19 protein-coding genes are annotated in these 18,186 nt (G+C 75.8%); 13 read left to right on the top strand and 6 right to left on the bottom strand.

Features of this window, described 5'->3' with window-relative positions; all coding sequences use genetic code 11:
• Positions 1–564, top strand: coding sequence for a nucleotidyltransferase domain-containing protein (locus IF27_RS20700; RefSeq protein WP_052851180.1), 564 nt, complete (start codon positions 1–3; stop codon positions 562–564).
• 83 nt (positions 565–647) lie between these two features.
• Here IF27_RS20700 and IF27_RS20695 read toward each other — a convergent pair whose 3' ends face one another.
• A complete protein-coding gene (locus tag IF27_RS20695) occupies positions 648–1,634 on the bottom strand; it encodes a DUF2637 domain-containing protein (protein ID WP_052851179.1) in 987 nt (328 codons plus the stop codon).
• Positions 1,635–1,851: 217 nt separating this feature from the next.
• The gene (locus IF27_RS20690; RefSeq protein ID WP_052851178.1) at positions 1,852–2,682 is read right to left on the bottom strand and encodes a (2Fe-2S)-binding protein; all 831 of its coding nucleotides are present in this window, start codon (positions 2,680–2,682) and stop codon (positions 1,852–1,854) included.
• Positions 2,683–2,818: 136 nt separating this feature from the next.
• Here IF27_RS20690 and IF27_RS20685 point away from each other — a divergent pair, with 136 nt between their 5' ends.
• The gene (locus tag IF27_RS20685) at positions 2,819–3,541 is read left to right on the top strand and encodes a GntR family transcriptional regulator (protein WP_110946093.1); all 723 of its coding nucleotides are present in this window, start codon (positions 2,819–2,821) and stop codon (positions 3,539–3,541) included.
• 26 nt (positions 3,542–3,567) lie between these two features.
• Here the strand turns inward: IF27_RS20685 and IF27_RS20680 are convergent, their stop codons facing one another.
• The 3 genes from IF27_RS20680 to IF27_RS20670 form a co-directional block, all read right to left on the bottom strand.
• Positions 3,568–4,350, bottom strand: coding sequence for a hypothetical protein (locus IF27_RS20680; protein WP_052851177.1), 783 nt, complete (start codon positions 4,348–4,350; stop codon positions 3,568–3,570).
• 157 nt (positions 4,351–4,507) lie between these two features.
• Positions 4,508–4,924 carry a PPOX class F420-dependent oxidoreductase gene (locus IF27_RS20675; protein ID WP_223291137.1) on the bottom strand — a complete coding sequence of 139 codons (417 nt, stop codon included), beginning with the start codon at positions 4,922–4,924 and terminating at the stop codon, positions 4,508–4,510.
• Positions 4,925–4,958: 34 nt separating this feature from the next.
• Entirely contained in the window at positions 4,959–6,587 is a 1,629-nt protein-coding gene (locus IF27_RS20670; protein WP_052851176.1) for a PucR family transcriptional regulator, read from the bottom strand.
• A 224-nt stretch (positions 6,588–6,811) separates the two neighbouring features.
• Here IF27_RS20670 and IF27_RS20665 point away from each other — a divergent pair, with 224 nt between their 5' ends.
• From IF27_RS20665 to IF27_RS20645, 5 genes are read left to right on the top strand one after another with little or no spacing between them, the layout of a single operon-like run.
• Positions 6,812–7,717, top strand: a complete 906-nt coding sequence (locus IF27_RS20665; protein ID WP_052851175.1) for an FAD binding domain-containing protein — start codon at positions 6,812–6,814, stop codon at positions 7,715–7,717.
• Positions 7,708–8,190, top strand: a complete 483-nt coding sequence (locus IF27_RS20660) for a (2Fe-2S)-binding protein (RefSeq protein WP_052851174.1) — start codon at positions 7,708–7,710, stop codon at positions 8,188–8,190. Before IF27_RS20665 ends, IF27_RS20660 begins: the two co-directional genes overlap by 10 nt.
• Positions 8,187–10,562 carry a xanthine dehydrogenase subunit D gene (gene pucD, locus IF27_RS20655; RefSeq protein ID WP_052851173.1) on the top strand — a complete coding sequence of 792 codons (2,376 nt, stop codon included), beginning with the start codon at positions 8,187–8,189 and terminating at the stop codon, positions 10,560–10,562. Before IF27_RS20660 ends, pucD begins: the two co-directional genes overlap by 4 nt.
• 19 nt (positions 10,563–10,581) lie before the next feature.
• Positions 10,582–11,766, top strand: a complete 1,185-nt coding sequence (locus IF27_RS20650; RefSeq protein WP_052851172.1) for an XdhC family protein — start codon at positions 10,582–10,584, stop codon at positions 11,764–11,766.
• The gene (locus IF27_RS20645) at positions 11,714–12,823 is read left to right on the top strand and encodes a winged helix DNA-binding domain-containing protein (RefSeq protein WP_052851430.1); all 1,110 of its coding nucleotides are present in this window, start codon (positions 11,714–11,716) and stop codon (positions 12,821–12,823) included. The genes IF27_RS20650 and IF27_RS20645 overlap by 53 nt, the downstream gene beginning before the upstream one ends.
• Before the next feature lie 26 nt (positions 12,824–12,849).
• Here the strand turns inward: IF27_RS20645 and IF27_RS20640 are convergent, their stop codons facing one another.
• On the bottom strand, positions 12,850–13,311 hold the full coding sequence (locus IF27_RS20640; protein WP_338058216.1) for a hypothetical protein: 462 nt from the start codon (positions 13,309–13,311) through the stop codon (positions 12,850–12,852).
• Between the two features lie 533 nt (positions 13,312–13,844).
• On the opposite strand from IF27_RS20640, the gene IF27_RS20635 reads away from it, so the two are divergent.
• From IF27_RS20635 to IF27_RS20610, 6 genes are read left to right on the top strand one after another with little or no spacing between them, the layout of a single operon-like run.
• Positions 13,845–14,255: a DUF5955 family protein gene (locus tag IF27_RS20635; RefSeq protein ID WP_338058215.1), complete on the top strand. Its 411-nt coding sequence runs from the start codon at positions 13,845–13,847 to the stop codon at positions 14,253–14,255.
• Positions 14,256–14,301: 46 nt separating this feature from the next.
• Positions 14,302–14,577 (top strand): YkoF family thiamine-binding protein, encoded by a 276-nt coding sequence (locus IF27_RS20630; RefSeq protein ID WP_052851170.1) that lies wholly within the window; start codon positions 14,302–14,304, stop codon positions 14,575–14,577.
• Positions 14,561–14,992, top strand: a complete 432-nt coding sequence (locus tag IF27_RS20625) for a helix-turn-helix domain-containing protein (RefSeq protein WP_110946091.1) — start codon at positions 14,561–14,563, stop codon at positions 14,990–14,992. The genes IF27_RS20630 and IF27_RS20625 overlap by 17 nt, the downstream gene beginning before the upstream one ends.
• A gap of 39 nt (positions 14,993–15,031) precedes the next feature.
• Positions 15,032–15,859 carry a 2-oxo-4-hydroxy-4-carboxy-5-ureidoimidazoline decarboxylase gene (uraD, locus tag IF27_RS30445; protein WP_110946090.1) on the top strand — a complete coding sequence of 276 codons (828 nt, stop codon included), beginning with the start codon at positions 15,032–15,034 and terminating at the stop codon, positions 15,857–15,859.
• 2 nt (positions 15,860–15,861) lie between these two features.
• Positions 15,862–16,785, top strand: coding sequence for a factor-independent urate hydroxylase (gene pucL, locus IF27_RS20615; protein ID WP_052851169.1), 924 nt, complete (start codon positions 15,862–15,864; stop codon positions 16,783–16,785).
• Entirely contained in the window at positions 16,778–18,148 is a 1,371-nt protein-coding gene (locus tag IF27_RS20610; RefSeq protein WP_052851168.1) for an 8-oxoguanine deaminase, read from the top strand. The genes pucL and IF27_RS20610 overlap by 8 nt, the downstream gene beginning before the upstream one ends.
• Positions 18,149–18,186 lie beyond the last annotated feature (38 nt).

Raw genomic sequence — 18,186 nt, 5'->3', positions numbered from 1 at the left:
ATGATGCGTGAGAACGACGTCCTGGCGGTCCTCGACCTGCTCGCCGAGGCGGACGTCCCCGCCTGGGTGGACGGCGGCTGGGGCATCGACGCGCTGCTGGGCCGCAGCACGCGGGAGCACGCCGACGTGGATCTCGTCGTCCCCCTCGACCGCCTTCCGACGGTCCGCGACACGCTCGCCGCCGCCGGGTTCACCACCGTCCTGCGGGACTGGCTCCCCACCGCGCTCGCCCTGGCGGACGGCACCGGCCGTTCCGTCGATCTGCACCCGGTCGTGGACACCCCCGGGACCGGGGCGGAGCAGATCCTCCCCGACGGCAGCCGCTTCACCTACGGGTCGCCGGGCACCGGGCGTATCGGCGGCCGGGAGGTCCGCTGCGCCGACGCCGCCACCCAGATGCGCGCCCACACGGGCTACGAGCCGACCGCCAAGGACCGGCGCGACCTCGCCCTGCTCCACGCCCACTCCGGCGTCGCCCTGCCGCCGGAGTACGCGCGGTCGGCGGGGGACCCCTCGGCGGAGGTCGCGTCAGCGGACGAACAGCCGGTGCCGCCGCCCGCCTGACGCGTCATCCGCCCGGAAACGCGGCCGGCCCGCCGGACGCCTGGGCGCCGACGGGCCGTGCACTGCCGCGATCAGTGGGGCGGTCAGCCGAACTGCCGCTCGATCCTGGCGAGTTTCTCCTCCAGCGAGTCCAGTCGCCCGTCCTCGGCCAGCGGCGACGACAGGGCGGGTGACGCGTCAAGCGCCGCACGCGCCTGCCCGGCGCTCCCCGCCTCCAGCGCGGCGGGCTCGGACGGCGCCACCGCCGCCACCTCGACGCGCTCGCGCCCCCGCCCGAACATCCGGTGCTGACGGCTGATCGCCTTCAGCCGCGCCCGCTCCAACTGCCGGTGCTCACGGCGCCGGTCACGCTCGCCCTCCTTGGTGCGGCGCTCCTCGCGGACCTCCTCGACGGCCTCGTCCAGCGAGCGCACGCCCTCCAGCAGCATCAGCGACCAGGCGCCGTACGTCTCACGTGGTGCCCGCAGCCAGCGGACGAAGCGGATCTGCGGCAGCGGACGCGGCACGAGGCCCTGCTCCCGCAGCGCCGCCCGGCGCGTCTGCTTGAGCGCCCGGTCGAACAGCACGGCGGCCGACAGCGACATCGCCGCGAAGAAGTGCGGCGCGCCCTCGTGCCCGCCGCCACGCGGCGCGTGCACCCAGTTGAACCAGGCGGCGGCGCCCGCGAACAGCCAGACCAGCATGCGGGACCCCATCGACGAGTCGCCGTGGCTGGCCTCGCGGACCGCGATCACCGCGCAGAACATCGCGGCGCCGTCGAGCCCGAAGGGCACCAGGTACTCCCAGCCGCCCGACAGGTCCAGGTTCTCCCGGCCGAAGCCGACGAGCCCCTGGAACGACAGCGCCGCCGCGACACCCGCGCAGCAGAACAGCAGGGTGTACGAGGCGCCCGCGTAGATACGTTCCCGGCGTCGCCTGGCCGCTTCGAGGCGCTCCCAGGAATCGCCGCTGTCGGCGTGCTCACCAGAGGGCTTGCGACCGCGCGTGAGCAGGACCACCGCAAGCAGCATGCCGCCGAGCAGTACGGCTCCCGCCACCGCCCAGCTGATGTCTATGTCCGTCAGTGTCATGCAACTGCCCCTCGCCAGGCGCGCCGAGTGCGCGCGACCTGTGCTGGATTCGTGGTGACCATGGTCGTCCGGCGGAATCGGAATGATGGCCCGGAGACGTGGCTGTACTGAAGAACTGTGGATGCTACCTGAGCACGCGTCAGCCGGATTCCGGGGCGAAACCCCCTAACGAGTGCCAACCTGCCGAAACCGGCGTGGCCGCCTGAGCAATCTGTTATCAGCTTGCGGCCAGGCGCGCCACGCGCTCGCTGTCGCAGGTGCGCGGGCAGGTGACGCACGTGTCGTCGGGCCGCACCGTGTAGAACATGCAGCAGCTCGCGCGGTCCCGCGTGGTCAGCCGTTCGCCGGACGGGCCGGTCAGCTCGCGGAACGCCGCGCCTCCGGAGAACGGCGCCGTGGAGCCGGGCAGCAGGAGCCCGGCCTCCGTCATGGCGCGCTCCTCCTCCTCGAAGCGGTTGCCGAAGTACCAGAGCGACTCGACGAGTTCGTCCGTCGCCATGCCCCACAGCGCACGCTTCCCCCGCCGCATGCGCGGCCCGAAGGCGCCGAGCACGGGGCCCAGGTGGTCGGCGGCGGCCTGCCGCAGCGCGGCGCGCAGCGCCTCCTCGTCCGGCACGACGCGGGCCCTGGGGTCGTCGGCCGCCGGGTCGTCCGGCAGGCAGCTGAACGCGTCCGTCCGTACGCTCATCCGGTAGTCGGCCCGGTGGAAGGACACGTCCTCGGGCGCCAGCCACGGCACCCGCCGCAGCAGGAAGTACGGCACGGTGAACAGGACGGCCGCGGGCCACGCGTACCGGTGCAGCGCGAACGCCGCGACGACGTCGGGCCGTCCCTCCTGGCCGTAGTCCCGCGCGATCTGTTCGGCGTCCCAGGCGCAGAACGCGTCCAGCTCCGCGCCTCCGGCCGCCAGCGCGTCGGCCCGTACCCAGCCGGGTCCCGAGGCGGGCGCCTGGGGTCCCTCGCTGATGCGAAACAGAGGCAGAGCCTCCGTGACGCGGTCGTACGCGGGCCGCAGCGGCGACGTCGTGGCCAGGGCGGGGACGGTCATGGTGCCACCGATTCCGTGATCTTGTGCAGGTAAGCCTTACCTTACCTGACGTTTGCCGGGGTTTGCCGAGGGGCCAACTCCGCCTAGGGTTTGGCCACCCCGTCAAATCACGGGCAGGAGGGGACGGAGCGGACGAATGGACCTCACCCGCGAGGAGCAGGCCCCGGGCGCACCCGCCCCCGCCCCGCCCCAGGCCGCCCGCCCGCCGCTCCCCGTGCGCCCGCGTACCCTCCCCGAGCGCCACTCCGTACGCGCCCAGGTCCTCGCCGCGCTGCGCGACGCGCTGGCCACCGGCGAGCTGGAGCCGGGCGGCACCTACTCCGCGCCGACGCTCGCGGAGCGCTACGGCGTCTCGGCCACCCCCGTGCGCGAGGCGATGCAGCAGCTCGTCAGCGAGGGCGTCGTCGAGACCGTGCCGAACCGTGGGTTCCGCGTCGCGGGCCGCAGCCCCCGCGACGCCGCCGAACTGGCCGAGGTCCGCGCGGCCCTGGAGATCCCGGCGCTGCTGCGGCTGGCCCGTACGCTCCCGTCCGAGCGCTGGTCGGAGCTGCGTCCCCTCGCCGAGGCCACGGTCTCCGCCGCCCGGGTCGGGGACCGGGCCGCGTACGCCGAGGCCGACCGCCGCTTCCACCGCTCGCTGCTCGCGCTGACCGGCAACCGGCACCTGGTCGCCGTCGCGGAGGACCTGCACCGCAAGTCCCAGGCCCCGGCGGCGCACGGGGCGCGGCCTGGACCGGCGGAGTTAGTGGCCGACGCGCTGATCCACAGCGCGTTGCTCGACGCCCTGGGCGCGGGCGACCTGGTCACCGCGGAACGTCTCGCGCGCGACCACCTCGCCGGGCCCGCGACGGCCGACTGACCGGCCGGGCCCGGTGACGCGCGGCCTCAGCCGTCCGCGGGCTGCTCGGCGAGCTTCGGCCCCAGCCAGCGCGGCACGCCGCCGAGCAGGCGGAACAGCCGCGCCGCCTCGCCCCGCAGCCGCAGGGCCTCCTGCTCCGGCTCGACCTCGGCCAGCGCCACCAGCGCGGGCGCGACCCCGACCAGATAGCCGGTCTCCTCCCGCAGCCGCAGCGACTCGGTGAACCCGTGCCTGGCCTCGGCCACGTCCCCGTTCAGGACCGCGAGCGCCCCCAGCCGCTGCCAGGTGTACGAGCTGAGCAGCGCGTCCCCCCGGCCCAGCGCGTCGTTGTGCGCCCTGCGGTAGCCCGCCTCGGCCGCCTGCGGGTTGCCGCTCACGTGCTCCGCCATGAGGCCGCGCCTGAAGTCCAGCAGCGCACGCCCCGGCGCGCCCGGCGCCAGCAGCGCCGCCGCCCGTCCGAGCGCGGCTCGCGCCTCGTCGGCCCGGTCGCGCACGCCGAGCAGCGTGGAGGCGAACGCGAGGTAGCCGCGCTCGCAGGCCGCCGCGCCGCGCTCCGCGTCCGTGTGGGCCAGCGACTCGGCCGCCCGCAGCGCCTCCTCGGCCCTGCCCCAGCCCTCGGAGGTGAACATGCAGCGCTCCACGCGCAGTTCCGCGCGCGCGAGCGCCGCCCGCGGCTCGCCCGCCGCCCGGGGTTCCAGCAGAGCCGCCGCGTCCTCCCAACAGCCCCGTGACCGCAGTCGCCATACCGCGCCGTCGAGCGGGTCCCCGCTCGCCGACCTCACGGAAAGGGGTACGGCGGTCTCCGTCACATGCTCCTCCAGCGCTTCGTCGGGCCGAGATGTCTACGCGATGTGACTGCATCTCAGCACGAGCCGGGCTCCATGGCCAAGAGGGCTGCGTGAATTTGTTCACAAGTCGCCACGGACGCCCGCGCGCGCCGCCGCCCGACACGGCGCGCCGGGCGGCTCAGCCGGCGAATCCGGTGACGCGCTCCGGGACGATCCGAACGATCAGCCGCGTCACGCCCTCGGGGTCGGCCGGGGCGTCCTCGCCCAGGTAGTGCCGGGACAGGCGCCCCGGCAGCTCCTTCGTCCGGTCCTCGACCAGCTCGGCGGTCCCGCTGATGGCGACGGACCGGTAGGGGTCCGCGAGGTCGAAGACCGACATGCTGACCCGGGGGTCGCGCGCGAGGTTGCGCGCCTTGCGCCGCTCGGCGGTCGTGGAGAAGAGCACCGCGTCGCCGTCCCGGGCGATCCACACCACGGACGTCTGCGGGGAGCCGTCAGGGTTGAGCGTCGCGACGGTGGCGAAGTTCTTCCCGTCGAGGAGTGTTCTGGTGTCTTCGGTGAACGCCACGGGCACGTCGCTGTCCTCCACGGTCACGGTTCCGGTCCTGCCGGCTGCCCGCAGTGCAGCACTACCGGAGCCGCAGTGCCAGGAAGAAGTCCACCGTGTCCTCCAGACGCGTCAGTTCCCGCCCGGTCAGCCGCTCGATCCGCCGCACGCGGTAACGCAACGTGTTCACGTGGACGTGCAGCCGCGCCGCGCAGCGCGTCCACGAGCCGTCCGACTCCAGGAACGCCTCCAGCGTCCGCATCAGATCCGCCCGGTGCTCCCTGTCGTACGCGCGCAGCGGTTCGAGCAGCCGCGCCGTGAACGCGCGCCGCACCTCGTCCGGCACGAAGGGCAGCAGCAGCACGTGCGAGGCCAGTTCCTCGTGGCCCGCCGCCGCCACCGCGTCCTGCCGGGCCGCCGCGACCCGCCGCGCGTGCCTGGCCTCCTCCAGCGCGCCCCGCAGTCCCTCGGCCGACGGCACGGCGCGGCTCACCCCGAACGTCAGCCGCCCGTCGTCCCCGAGCCCGGCGGACAGCACCTCCCGCGCCCCCGGCCCCGGCAGTTCCCCGGCGCGCAGCGGCCCCGCCTCCTGCACCGGCACGAGCGCGACCGCCTCGTCCGCGTCCTCGCGCCCGACCTCGCCGTGCGTCACGGCCGCCGTTCCCGGCAGCAGGTCCTCCAGGACGGCTCGCGCCGCCCGGCCCGCGCCCGGCGCGGCGTCCGCCCACTCCAGCCGCGCCACCACGACCTGCCACAGCGGCCCGGCGGCGTCCCGGCCCTCCGGCGGCGCGGCCATCCGCAGCCGCGCCGCGACCTCGGCGGGCGGCGCGCCGCCCGTGACGAGGTCCACGGTCTCCCCGGCGAGGCGGCGGCCGACGGCGCGGGCCGCCTCGTGCCTGTCCTGCTCCGCCGCGAGGGCGTGGGCGATGCGCGCGAGCAGACGCCGCTGCGCCGCCCCGTCGTCGTCGCCGCCGTCCGTCCGCGCCGCGAGCAGCCGTCCTGACAGCAGCGTCTCCCGTACGCCAGGACCGCCCTGGCCGCCGCCTTCCGCGCCGCCCACGGGCAGGACGGTCCACGGCACGCCGTCCACGCGCGTCTCCCACGGGCCCGGCCGCCCGGCCCGCACGGCGTCGAGGCGGTGACGCGCCAGGGCGGCGGCGACGTCGCCGGGCGGCGCCCGGTGGTGCGCGGGCCCCGCCACGTGCCCGCCGGTGGCCGTCAGCAGCCAGGCGGGCAGGCCGTGGTCCGAGGCCAGCAGGTCGAGGACGGCGCGCGGCCCGCCGCCCGCCGCCGTCAGCCGCCGGTGCCGGTCGAGCACGGCGTCGAGCAGGCGCGCGCCGTCCCCCGACCCGCTGCGCACCACGTACTCCGTGATCTCGGTGAAGCCGACCTCCTCCGCCACCGCGAGCAGCGGCAGCCCCAGCCGCGCGCACGCGGCCGTCAGCTCGCCCGGCACCGAGCCGAACTCGGCGTCGCCCGCCGCCAGCGCGGCCACACCCGCCCGCACCAGCACGCGGACGAACGGCTCGGCGTCCTCGGGCCCGCGCCACCACGCCAGGCCGGTCAGGACCAGCTCGCCGCCGCGTAGGTAGCGGCCGGGGTCGCGCAGGTCCGTCGTCATGACGCCCCGCACCCGCCGGTCGAGGCCGTCCTCGCCGCTGAGGAGCCGCAGCCCCAGCGATCCGTCTTCCAGCAGCGTGCGCAGCAGCATGAACCGCCCCCACCCGAACGAGTGATTTGCCCGGCATGATCCCCGCCGGTCGCCCCCGTGCCTTCGTGCAAACCTACAAGAGGAGGCCGCCGACCCGCCGGGCGCTTCGGCGCTTCGGTGACTGCCCGCCGGGCCCGTTCCGCGCTGTACTGGAGGCCGGACGGCCGGGCGTCCGCACCTCCCCCCGGTCACCGCACGGTCCGCCAGCCCCCGGGAGCCCGCCGATGGAGTACCTGCGTCCGGCCGACTGGCCGGAGGCGCTCGCCGCCAAGGCCGCCCACCCCGACGCCGTGCCCCTCGCGGGCGGTACCGACGTGATGGTCGAGCTGAACCTCGACCGCCGCCGCCCCGGCCACCTCCTCGACCTCGGCCGGATCGCGGCGCTGCGCACCTGGGAGACGACGGCGCGGACCGTACGCCTCGGCGCCGCCGTCCCCTACCGCGACGTGATCGCGCGCCTGTCCACCGAACTGCCCGGCCTCGCCCTCGCCTCGCGCACGGTCGGCTCCCCGCAGATCCGCACGCGCGGCAGCGTCGGCGGCAACCTGGGCACGGCCTCCCCCGCCGGGGACGCCCACCCCGCGCTCCTCGCCGCCGGGGCCACCGTCGAGGCGGTCTCCGTGCGCGGCACGCGCCACATCCCCATCGACGACTTCTACCTCGGCCCCAAGCGCAACGCGCTCGCGCCCGACGAGCTGATCCGCGCCGTCCACATCGACGCCGCGCGCGGCCCGCAGCAGTTCGCGAAGGTCGGCACGCGCAACGCGATGGTCATCGCCGTCTGCGCCTTCGCGCTGGCCCTGCACCCGCACACGAGGACCGTCCGCACCGGCATCGGTTCCGCTGCCCCCACGCCGGTGCGCGCCCCGCGCGCCGAGGCGTTCCTCTGCGGGCTCCTCGAAGAGGGCGGGCACTGGAGCAGCGGCGCCCCGCTGCCGCCGTCCGCCGCGACGCGCTTCGGCGAGTTGGCCGCCGCCGCGTGCGCGCCGATCGACGACGTACGGGGTAGCGCCGCCTACCGTGAGCACGCCGTCGCGGTGCTCGCCCGCCGCACGCTGCACCGGACGTGGAACGCCTACCGCACCAGCAACGACGCCGCCATCACCGGAGGAGAACCGCCGTGCGCGTGAACCTGACCGTGAACGGGCGCCCCCGCACCGCCGACGACGTGTGGGAGGGCGAGAGCCTGCTGTACGTGCTGCGCGAACGGCTCGGCCTGCCCGGCGCGAAGAACGCGTGCGAGCAGGGCGAGTGCGGCTCCTGCACCGTCCGGCTGGACGGCGACCTCGTCTGCGCCTGCCTCGTTGCCGCTGGACAGGCCGAGGGCGCCGACGTCACGACCGTCGAGGGCCTGGCGGAGGCGGACGGCACCCTGGCGCCCGTCCAGCGCGCCTTCCTGGACGCGGGCGCCGTCCAGTGCGGCTTCTGCACCCCGGGGCTTCTGATGGTGGCCGACGACCTGCTCGCGTCCCACAGCAACCCGACCGACGGCGACATCCGCGAGGCCCTGTCGGGCAACCTGTGCCGCTGCACGGGCTACGAGAAGATCCTCGACGCCGTCCGCCTCGCCGCCGCCCGCGCCGACGGGACGGCCCCCCGGTGACCGCCCCCGTCACCGGCACGCCCCGGCTCACCCAGCACGCCGCCCCCGCCGACGGCCGTATCGGCGCCTCGACGCCCCGCCCCGACGGCACGCTGAAGGTCACCGGCGCGTTCGCCTACTCGTCCGACCTGTGGCACGAGGACATGCTCTGGGGCCACACGCTGCGCAGCCCCCACGCCCACGCCCGCATCCTCGGCATCGACATCGCCGAGGCGCTGACCGTCCCCGGCGTGACGGCCGTCCTCACCCACGCCGACCTGACCGCCGCCACCCACTACGGTCTCGAACTCTCCGACCAGCCCGTCCTGGCCGCCGACCGCGTCCGCTACCAGGGCGAGGCCGTCGCCCTCGTCGCCGCAGACCACCCCGAGACCGCCCGCCGCGCCGCCGCCCGCATCCGCGTGGCGTACGAGGAACTGCCCGTCGTGCACGACGAGGCCAGCGCCACGGCCCCCGGCGCCCCCGTCCTCCACCCCGGCCGCACGGACCACTACGCCGCGCACGTCCCGCACCCCAACGTCCTGCACCGCCAGCCCGTGCTGCACGGCGACGCGCGGGCCGCCGCGCCCACCGCCGACGTCGTCGTCACCGGCGACTACGAGACCGGCACCCAGGACCAGGCCCCCCTCGGCCCCGAGTCCGGGCTCGCCGTGCCCGCCGAGGACGGCGGCGTGGACCTCTACGTCGCCACGCAGTGGCTGCACGTGGACCGGCAGCAGCTCGCGCCGATCCTCGGCCTGCCGCCCGAGAAGGTACGGCTCACGCTGGCCGGGGTCGGCGGCGCGTTCGGCGCCCGCGAGGACCTGTCGATGCAGGCCCACGCCTGCCTGCTCGCGATGCGCACCGGACGGCCCGTCAAGATGGTCTACTCGCGCGAGGAGTCGTTCTTCGGCCACGTGCACCGCCATCCCGCCCGGCTCCACTACGAGCACGGCGCCACGCGCGACGGCATCCTCGTCCACGTGCGCGCCCGCATCGTCCTGGACGGCGGCGCGTACGCGTCCTCCTCCCCGGCCGTCGTCGGCAACGCCGCCTCGCTCGCCCTGGGCCCCTATCGCGTTCCGAACGCGGACATCGAGGCCCTCGCGCTCTACACCAACAACCCGCCCTGCGGCGCCATGCGCGGCTTCGGCGCCGTCCAGGCGTGCTTCGCCTACGAGTCGCAGATGGACAAGCTCGCCGCCGCCCTCGGCATGGACCCGGTCGAGCTGCGGCGGCGCAACGCCGTCGCCCAGGGCGACGTGATGCCCACCGGCCAGCCCATCGACTCCCCGGCGCCCGCCGCCGAGCTGCTGCGCCTCGTCAAGGAACGCCCCCTGCCGCCCGAGCGCCCCTGGGACACGGGCCCGGCCGACGCACCCGACCTGCGCGCCCTGCCCGGCGGGCTGTCCAACACCACGCACGGCGAGGGCGTCGTGCGCGGCGTCGGCTACGCCATCGGCATCAAGAACATCGGCTTCTCCGAGGGCTTCGACGACTACGCGACGGCCCGCGTCGGCCTGGCCCTGGCGGGCGGCGAGCCGGTCGCCACGGTGCACACGGCCGCCGCCGAGGTCGGCCAGGGCGGCGTCACCGTCCAGGCGCAGATCGCCCGCACGGAGCTGGGCGTCCCCCGCGTCGCGCTGCTGCCGCCCGACACCACGGTCGGCTCGGCCGGTTCGACCTCCGCGTCCCGGCAGACGTACATGACCGGCGGCGCCGTACGGGCCGCCTGCGCCGCCGTGCGCGACGAAGTGCTGCGCCGCGGGCGCGCCAGGCACGGCTGGCCCGCCGGGGAGCTGCGGCTCGCGGACGGCCTGGTCGTCACCGGTGACGGCACGGCCGTGGGCGCCTTGGCGGACGTGCTGGACGAGGGCCCGGTGGAGCGCGAGACGGAGTTCCGCCACCGGCCCACCCAGCCGTTCGACCCGCACACGGGCCAGGGCCTCGGCCACGTCCAGTACGCCCTGTGCGCGCACCGGGCCGTCGTGGACGTGGACACCGAGCTCGGCCTGGTCAAGGTGGTCGAGCTGGCCGCCGCCCAGGACGTCGGCCGCGCGCTCAACCCGCTGTCCGTCGTCGGGCAGATCCAGGGCGGCAGCACGCAGGGCCTCGGCCTGGCCGTGATGGAGGAGATCGTCGTCGGCCCCGACGGGCGGCAGCGCAACCCGTCCTTCACCGACTACCTCATCCCGACCGTCCTCGACACCCCCGCCATGCCCGTGGACGTCCTCGAACTGGCCGATCCCCACGCCCCGTACGGGCTGCGCGGCGTCGGCGAGCCGTCCACCCTCTCCAGCACCCCCGCGATCGTCGCCGCCCTCAGACAGGCCACCGGACGCCCCCTCACCCGGGTGCCGGTCAGGCCGGAACACCTCGTCGGCCGGGCCTGACCGGCAGGAGGAACGCACCATGCTCGACCTCGCCGATCCCCTGCGCCGCTGGACGGCCGAGGGCCGTGCCTTCGCCGTCGCCACCGTCACGGCCGTGGACGGCAGCGCCCCGCGCGACCCCGGAGCCGCCCTCGCCGTCGCGGCGGACGGCACGGTCGTCGGCAGCGTCTCGGGCGGCTGCGTGGAGGGCGCCGTCTACGAACTGTGCCGCGAGGCGCTGGAGACGGGCGAGCCGCGGCGCGCGCGCTTCGGGTACGCCGACGCGGACGCGTTCGCCGTCGGGCTCACCTGCGGCGGCAGCGTCGAGGTGCTGGTCACGCCGGTCCGCGCCGACGCCCCGGCCCGCCCGGTGCTCGCCGCCGCGCTGGACGCGGCGGCGCAGGGCCGGACGGCCGCGCTGGTGCGCGTCGCCGACGGGCCGCCCGCGCTCTCCGGCGCCCTGCTCGTCCGCCCGGACGCCGCCCCGCTCGGCGGCCTCGGCGGGGGCGCCGCCCTCGACCGCACGGCCGCCGCCGAGGCCGCCGCGCTCCTGGACACCGGCCGCACCGGCACCGTACGGGTCGCCGCCGACGGCACGCGCTGCGGCGCCGCGCAGCTCACCCTGCTCGTCGAGGCGAGCGTGCCCCCGCCCCGCCTCCTGCTGTTCGGCGCCGGCGACTTCGCCGCGGCCCTGGCGACGGCCGGGACGTTCCTCGGCCACCGCGTCACCGTCTGCGACGCCCGGCCCGTGTTCACGACGCGCGCCCGCTTCCCGGACGCGGCCGAGGTCGTCACCGACTGGCCGCACCGCTACCTCGACGGCCAGACCCTCGACCGCCGCACCGCCGTCTGCGTCCTCACCCACGACCCGAAGTTCGACATCCCCCTGCTCACGCGCGCCCTCGCCCGCCCGTTCGCCTACGTCGGCGCGATGGGCTCGCGCCGCACCCACGACGACCGGCTGCGGCGGCTGCGCGAGGCCGGGGTCACGGAGGCGCGGCTCGCGCGGCTGCGCTCGCCCCTCGGGCTCGACCTCGGCGCCAGGACGCCGCAGGAGACGGCGCTGTCGATCGCCGCGGAGATCGTCGCACTGCGCCGCGGCGGCTCCGGCGGGTTCCTCACCGGCACGGACCTGCCGATCCACCCGGCGGCCGGGCCCGTAAGCTGTGGCCATGACGTCACCCAGGGTGCTGACCCGGCGCGCCCTCAACCGCGCGCTGCTTGACCGGCAGTTCCTCCTCGCACGCTCCCCGGTGGACGCGCGGCAGGCGGTGCGGCACCTCGTCGGCCTCCAGACGCAGGTGCCGGGCAACCACTACACGGCGCTGTGGTCGCGGCTCGCCGGTTTCGACGCGGAGGACTTCTCCCGGCGCTTCGCCGCCCGCGAGTTCGTCCGCATCGCGCTCCAGCGCTCCACCATCCACACCGTCACGGCGGACGACTGCCTCGTCCTGCGGCCCTTCTTCCAGCCCGCCACGGACGCGGTCTTCCGCGGCGCGGCGGCACAGCACCTGCGCGCCCTGGACCACGAGCGCCTCGGCGGGCTGGCCAGGAAGCTGGTGGAGGAGTCCCCGCTGACGTTCGCCGAGTTGGGCGCCGCGCTGGCCGCCGAGGCGTCGCTGGACGACCCGAGGGCGCTCGGCCAGGCCGCCCGCGCCTGGCTGCCGCTCGTGCAGGTGCCGCCGCGCGGCCTGTGGCGGCAGGGCGGCGCGATACGGCACACCACGGCCGAGCACTGGCTCGGCGCGCCGCTCGCCCTCGACAGCCAGGACGCGGCGCCCGAGGCCGTCGTCCGCCGCTACCTGGCCGCCTTCGGCCCCGCCTCGGTCAAGGACGCGCAGAACTGGTCGGGACTGACCGGCCTGCGCGCCGCCTTCACACGGCTGCGGGACGAACTGGTCGTCCTGCGGGACGAGAACGGCGTCGAGCTGTTCGACCTGCCGGACGCGCCCCGTCCCGACGCCGACGTCCCGGCGCCGGTGCGCTTCCTGCCCGAGTACGACAACGTGTTCCTCGGGCACGCGGACCGCACCCGCGTCATCTCGGCCGAGGCCAAGTCGCGCACCTGGCTGGGCAACCGCGCCCTGCCCGTCTGGCTGGCGGACGGCTTCGTCCGCGGCATCTGGCGCTTCGACACCGACCGCGCCGCCACGGACGTGACGCTCGTGCTCACCCCGCTCGACGAGCCGACCGCCGCCGAGCGCGCGGCCCTCGACGAGGAGGGCGCGGCGCTGCTCGCGTTCCACCATCCGCAGGCAAGGCACGGGCTGCGCTGGGAGTGACGCGGCGCCCGCCGACGACCGGCCGTCTACATCTGGCCGGGCGCCCCCTCTTCGAGCAACAGTTCGGCGGCGCGGTTCACCGGGCGTGGCGTACCGGCCAGTTCGAGCGCGAACAGCGGCAGCCGCAGCCCCTCGGCGCGCAGCCGCGCCTCCGCGTCGAACCCGGCGACCGAGAAGGCCACGGCCAGCGCGTTCACCGACGCCGCGTGCAGCCACAGCGTCTCCACGCGGCGCACGCCGGTCTGTTCCGTGCCCTGGTCCACCACGCCGACGACCGCGGGGCCGCGCAGATCGAGCCCGGAGGGCGGCCTCGGCACCGCGCCGCGCACACCCCAGAAACCCAGCCAGCCGAGATACTCGGACGCGCAGGTGACCCCGTCGTACGCGGTCTCGATCGCGACCGGGCCGAACGGGGGCCGCCGCGCGGCGCCGCCCGCCACCGCGGGCGCGGCCCCGTCCTGCGGCGCACCGTCCCGCGTGAGGCGCACGGTCGCCCCGCAGGGGCAGCAGAACTCGGGCTGCGGCCACTGCCCCGCGTGCCCGCACCGTTCGCAGTCAACTTCCGTCCACGACCCTGACCAGGATCGGTGACGTACGGAAATCGCGGGGGCGACACCCGAAGTGAGCACGGCGACCGTGACGGGCGCTCCGCAGACGCAGGGGAATTCGGGCGGCACATAGGTGTGCTCCCGGTGGCAGTCCGGGCAGCGCACGAGCACGCTTCTGGCCATCTGACGCTCCAGGGACGGTACTTCCGGCGGTGTTCCCCCAGTCTTCCCGATCGGCGGGCCACCGGTCAGCCCCGCCGCCCGGCCCTCCGCCCGTCCACCGGGCGGTGACTCCGCGTCGAGCCTTTTCGGGCTTTCTTTCACCGGAATGTGACATGGAACCTCGCCCTCCGTATGGCGTGGTGCGCGGACAGTGATATTTACTTTCCTTGTCCGGCCCGCCGGTCGCCCGCGCATGTGCGGGCGCATGGCGGGGGCGAGCGATGACGGATGACATGGCAGGGAGGGGCTGAGTGGCGGCAGGAGAAGCTGAGACGGCCCGTATGGCGCTGACCGGTGCGCAGCGTGGCAGCGCCGCCGGTACCGACCCGCGGATCGCGGGCCTCCAGTCGGCCGTCCGGCGATTGTGCGCGGACCTCGACCGCTATCCGGCCCCGCTCGCCGACCGGGAGATCGCCGAACGCGAACTGGGCGCCCTCGACGCGCTGGCCGCCGCCGGGACGCTCGAACCGGGCGCGCTGCGCGAGTCGCTGCTGCTGATCGTCGCCGCGGTCGGCTCGGTCAGCGCGCTGGCCAGAGGCGTGGCCGCGCTCCGGGAGGCGCTGGAGATGTTCGGCGTCTCGCGCGCCGCGCAGCTGCCGTACGGCTTCGCGCAGCGCCGCGAGTCCCCGTCCCCGGCATGGCCGCCGCCGGGACTTCACTGACCACCGCCCCGGCCCCGCCGGGCGGTGCACGGTCTAGGTTGGCCCCGTGCGCCTCAGAATCGAATTCACGACCGAGCCGTTCGATCTGGACGAGCTGCCGCAGCACGCCCTGGTGACCCGCGAGGCGGTGGCCGGGGCGCCGCTCGACGCGGTGGACGTCGGGCCGTTCGGCACCAGCGCCGAGGGGCCGTCCGACGCGGTGCTCGCGGCCGTGGACACCGTGCTGCGCCGCGCCCTCGCGGCGGGCGCGACCCGTGTGTCGCTCCAGCTCAGCACGCTGGCCACACGGGAGGAGGGGGAGCGGCATGGCCGGGCGGACTGACGGCACCCCGGGTGACGCGGCGGGTGACGCGGGAGGTGACACCCCGCCACCCGGCCCCTCGCCCGCCGCGACGCGGTTCACGGCCGCCCTCGCGCCCCTGCTCGACGCCATCGGCGGGCGGCTGATCGACCCGGCGGAGGCCGGTGAGGACGACGTCCTCCTCCGCTGGGATGGCGCCGTCGCCGCCGCCGTGCGGCTGCCCCAGCTCTCCGAGTCGCTCGACCACATCCTCGCCGACCTGCGCCGCCGCCACGGCATGCCCCTGTCCGAGCTGGACAGGGGCGTCAAACAGCAGCTGGTGCGGTCCCTGGAGGCGCGCGGCGCGTTCGCGATGCGGCACGGCGTCGAGACCGTCGCGGAGGCCCTGGGCGTCTCCCGCTTCACCGTCTACAACTACCTGAACCGTTCAACATAATGTTGACGCCGGGGTGTGACCCGGCTTAGCTGTTGTGCCATGACGTCCCGTCCGCCGCACACGCCGCCCCCCGGCCTCGCCTGGCTCAACGGCGCGGAGGACCGCGCCGTCCGCCCGGTCCTGCGCCGCCTGTGCGCCGCGCCCGACTGGGCCGACCGGCTCCTCGCGGCGCGCCCGTACGCCGACACGGCGGCGCTGCTCGCCGTGAACGACGCCGCCGTGGCCGCCCTGTCGGGCGACGGCCTCGACGCCGCCGTCGCCGGGCACCCCCGCATCGGCCGCCCCGACCCCGCCGACCCCGCCTCGGCCCGCGAGCAGCGCGGCATGGCGGACGCCGACGCCGCCCTGCGCGCCGAGATGACGGAGCTGAACCTCGCGTACCAGGAACGGTTCGGCCACGTCTTCCTGATCCGCGCCACCGGCCTGACGGCCGTGCAGCTGCGCGACGCGCTCCGCGCCCGCCTCGGCAACGACCCGGCCGCGGAACGGGCCGTCACCCGCACCGAGCTGGGCCGGATCAACGCGCTGCGCCTCACCCGTCTCGCCGAGTCCACGGCGACGGTCTCCACGCACGTCCTCGACACCGGCCTGGGCCGCCCGGCGTCCGGCGTGCCCGTCACCCTGGCCGTACGCCTCGGCCGGGAAGGCCCCTGGACGCCGCACGCCACCGCCCGCACCGACGCGGACGGACGCTGCGGCGGGCTCCCCGACCTGCCGGGCGCGGCGGACACGGCGCGGCTCACGTTCGCCGTGGACACGCCGTTCTTCCCCGAGGCCACCGTCACCTTCCGCGTCGTACCGGGCGAGCACCACCACGTGCCGCTGCTGCTCAGCCCGTACGGCCACTCCGTCTACCGAGGGAGCTGACCATGCCGCCCACGCTCGGGCAGAACCAGTACGGCAAGGCCGAGACGCGCGTCGTCCGCGTCACGCGCGACGGGCCCGTCCACCATGTGCGGGACCTCAACGTCTCGGTCGCCCTCTCCGGCGACATGAGCGCCGTCCACCTCCACGGCTCCAACGCGGGGGTGCTCACGACCGACACCACCAAGAACACCGTCTTCGCCTTCGCGCGCGAGCACGGCATCAGCTCGCCCGAGGCGTTCGCCGGGCTGCTGGCCGGGCACTTCGTCGGCTCGCAGCCCGCCGTCCACCGCGCGCGCGTCCGCGTCGCGGAGTACGCGTGGGACCGCATCCCGGTGCCGGGCGAGGCGGCCCACTCGTTCACCCGCGCGGGGCGTGGCGTCCGCACGGCCCAGGTGACGTACGACGGCGCGGCGTGGGAGGTGCTGAGCGGGCTCACCGGCGTCACGGTCATGAACACCACCGACTCCGAGTTCGGCGGCTACGTCAAGGACCGCTGGACGACGCTCCCCGAGACGGCGGACCGCGTGCTCGCCACCGACGTCACCGCCGTCTGGCGGCAGGCGGACACCGGCGCGCCCGACCGGGCGCGCGACTGGGACGCGGAGCACGCCGACGCCGTGCGGCACCTGCTCGACGCCTTCGCCGGGACCTACTCGTACTCCCTCCAGCAGACGCTGTACGCCATGGGCTCCCGCGTCATCGACGAGCGGCCCGAGATAGCGGAGATCCGGCTGTCGCTGCCGAACAAGCACCACTTCGCCGTCGATCTGTCCCCGTTCGGCATGGACAACGAGGGCCCGGACGGCGCCGTGTACTTCGCGGCCGACCGGCCCTACGGCCTCATCGAGGCCACGGTGCTGCGCGAGGGCGCCGACGCCCGCATCCCCGTCGATCTGACCGCACGCCAGGAGTCGCCCCATGGGTGAGCGGACCGTCATCGAGCACTGCGCCGTCGCGACCGTGGACGCGGCGGGCACCGAGTACGCGCAGGGGCACCTCGTCCTCGCGGACGGGCGGATCGAGGCCGTGGGCCCCGGGCCCGCGCCCGCCGGTCTGACCGGCGTGACCAGCCGCATCGACGCCTCGGGCCATCTCGTCACGCCCGGCCTCGTCAACACGCACCACCACTTCTACCAGTGGCTCACGCGCGGCCTCGCCCAGGACGCCAACCTCTTCGACTGGCTCGTGACGCTCTACCCGCTGTGGTCGCGCATCGACGAGGACATGGTGCACGCCGCCGCGCAGGCGTCCCTCGCCATGATGGCCAGGGGCGGCGTCACCACCGCCATGGACCACCACTACATCTTCCCCCGGGGCGCGGGCGACCTCCTCGGCGCCGAGATCCGCGCCGCCCGCGAGACGGGCGTCCGCTTCACGGCGGCGCGCGGCTCGATGGACCGGGGCGTCTCCGACGGCGGCCTGCCGCCCGACTTCGCCGTCGAGACGACGGAGGACGCCCTGCGCGCCACCGAGGAGGCCGTCCGCGCCCACCACGACCCCGCGCCCGACGCCATGCTGCGGATCGCCGTCGCGCCCTGCTCGCCGTTCTCCGTCTCGACCGAGCTGCTGCGCGAATCGGCCACGCTGGCGCGGCGCCTCGGCGTACGGCTGCACACGCACGGCTCCGAGACGGTCGAGGAGGAGGCGTTCTGCCACGAACTGTTCGGCATAGGCCCGACCGCCTACTTCGAGTCCACCGGCTGGCTCGGCGACGACGTGTGGATGGCGCACTGCGTGCACATGACGGACGACGACCTCGCCGCCTTCGCCCGCACCGGCACCGGCGTCGCCCACTGCCCGTCGAGCAACGCCCGCCTCGCCGCCGGGATCGCCCGCGTGCCCGACATGCTGGCCGCCGGGATCCCCGTCGGCCTCGGCGTGGACGGCACCGCGTCCAACGAGACCGGCGAGCTGCACACCGAGCTGCGCGGCGCCCTGCTCGTGGCCCGCCTCGGCCCGCACCGCGAACGCGCCCTCACCGCCCGCCAGGCCCTGCGCCTCGGCACGCTCGGCGGCGCCCGCGTCCTCGGCCGGGACGCGGAGCTGGGGTCGCTGGAAGCGGGCAAGCTCGCCGACCTCGTGCTGTGGCGGCTCGACGGCCTCGGGCACTCGACGATCGCCGACCCGGTCGCCGCGCTCGTCCTCGGCCCCCCGGCGCCCGTCTCGCTCTCCTTGGTCGGCGGCGTGCCCGTCGTGCAGGACGGGCGGCTGCTCACCGCCGACGAGGAGACGATCGCCCGCTCCGCCCGCCTCCAGGCACGCCGCCTCGCCGACGCGGCCGGGCGCTGACGTACCGGCCCGGGCTCCCTGTGCACAGGAGCAGCCGG

This window comes from Streptomyces avicenniae (genome assembly GCF_000719135.1).
Lineage (GTDB): Bacteria > Actinomycetota > Actinomycetes > Streptomycetales > Streptomycetaceae > Streptomyces > Streptomyces avicenniae.
Note: the sequence above shows the minus strand (reverse complement) of the source record. Positions and strands in the feature narration are given on the sequence as shown.

What these genes read in the sequence shown, in the direction of transcription:
- IF27_RS20700 (WP_052851180.1), top strand. Translation starts at nt 1, where the DNA reads ATGATGCGTGAGAACGACGTCCTGGCGGTCCTCGACCTGCTCGCCGAG.
- IF27_RS20695 (WP_052851179.1), bottom strand. Translation starts at nt 1,634, where the DNA reads ATGACACTGACGGACATAGACATCAGCTGGGCGGTGGCGGGAGCCGTA.
- IF27_RS20690 (WP_052851178.1), bottom strand. Translation starts at nt 2,682, where the DNA reads ATGACCGTCCCCGCCCTGGCCACGACGTCGCCGCTGCGGCCCGCGTAC.
- IF27_RS20685 (WP_110946093.1), top strand. Translation starts at nt 2,819, where the DNA reads ATGGACCTCACCCGCGAGGAGCAGGCCCCGGGCGCACCCGCCCCCGCC.
- IF27_RS20670 (WP_052851176.1), bottom strand. Translation starts at nt 6,587, where the DNA reads ATGCTGCTGCGCACGCTGCTGGAAGACGGATCGCTGGGGCTGCGGCTC.
- IF27_RS20665 (WP_052851175.1), top strand. Translation starts at nt 6,812, where the DNA reads ATGGAGTACCTGCGTCCGGCCGACTGGCCGGAGGCGCTCGCCGCCAAG.
- IF27_RS20650 (WP_052851172.1), top strand. Translation starts at nt 10,582, where the DNA reads ATGCTCGACCTCGCCGATCCCCTGCGCCGCTGGACGGCCGAGGGCCGT.
- IF27_RS20645 (WP_052851430.1), top strand. Translation starts at nt 11,714, where the DNA reads ATGACGTCACCCAGGGTGCTGACCCGGCGCGCCCTCAACCGCGCGCTG.
- IF27_RS20625 (WP_110946091.1), top strand. Translation starts at nt 14,561, where the DNA reads ATGGCCGGGCGGACTGACGGCACCCCGGGTGACGCGGCGGGTGACGCG.
- uraD (WP_110946090.1), top strand. Translation starts at nt 15,032, where the DNA reads ATGACGTCCCGTCCGCCGCACACGCCGCCCCCCGGCCTCGCCTGGCTC.
- pucL (WP_052851169.1), top strand. Translation starts at nt 15,862, where the DNA reads ATGCCGCCCACGCTCGGGCAGAACCAGTACGGCAAGGCCGAGACGCGC.
- IF27_RS20610 (WP_052851168.1), top strand. Translation starts at nt 16,778, where the DNA reads ATGGGTGAGCGGACCGTCATCGAGCACTGCGCCGTCGCGACCGTGGAC.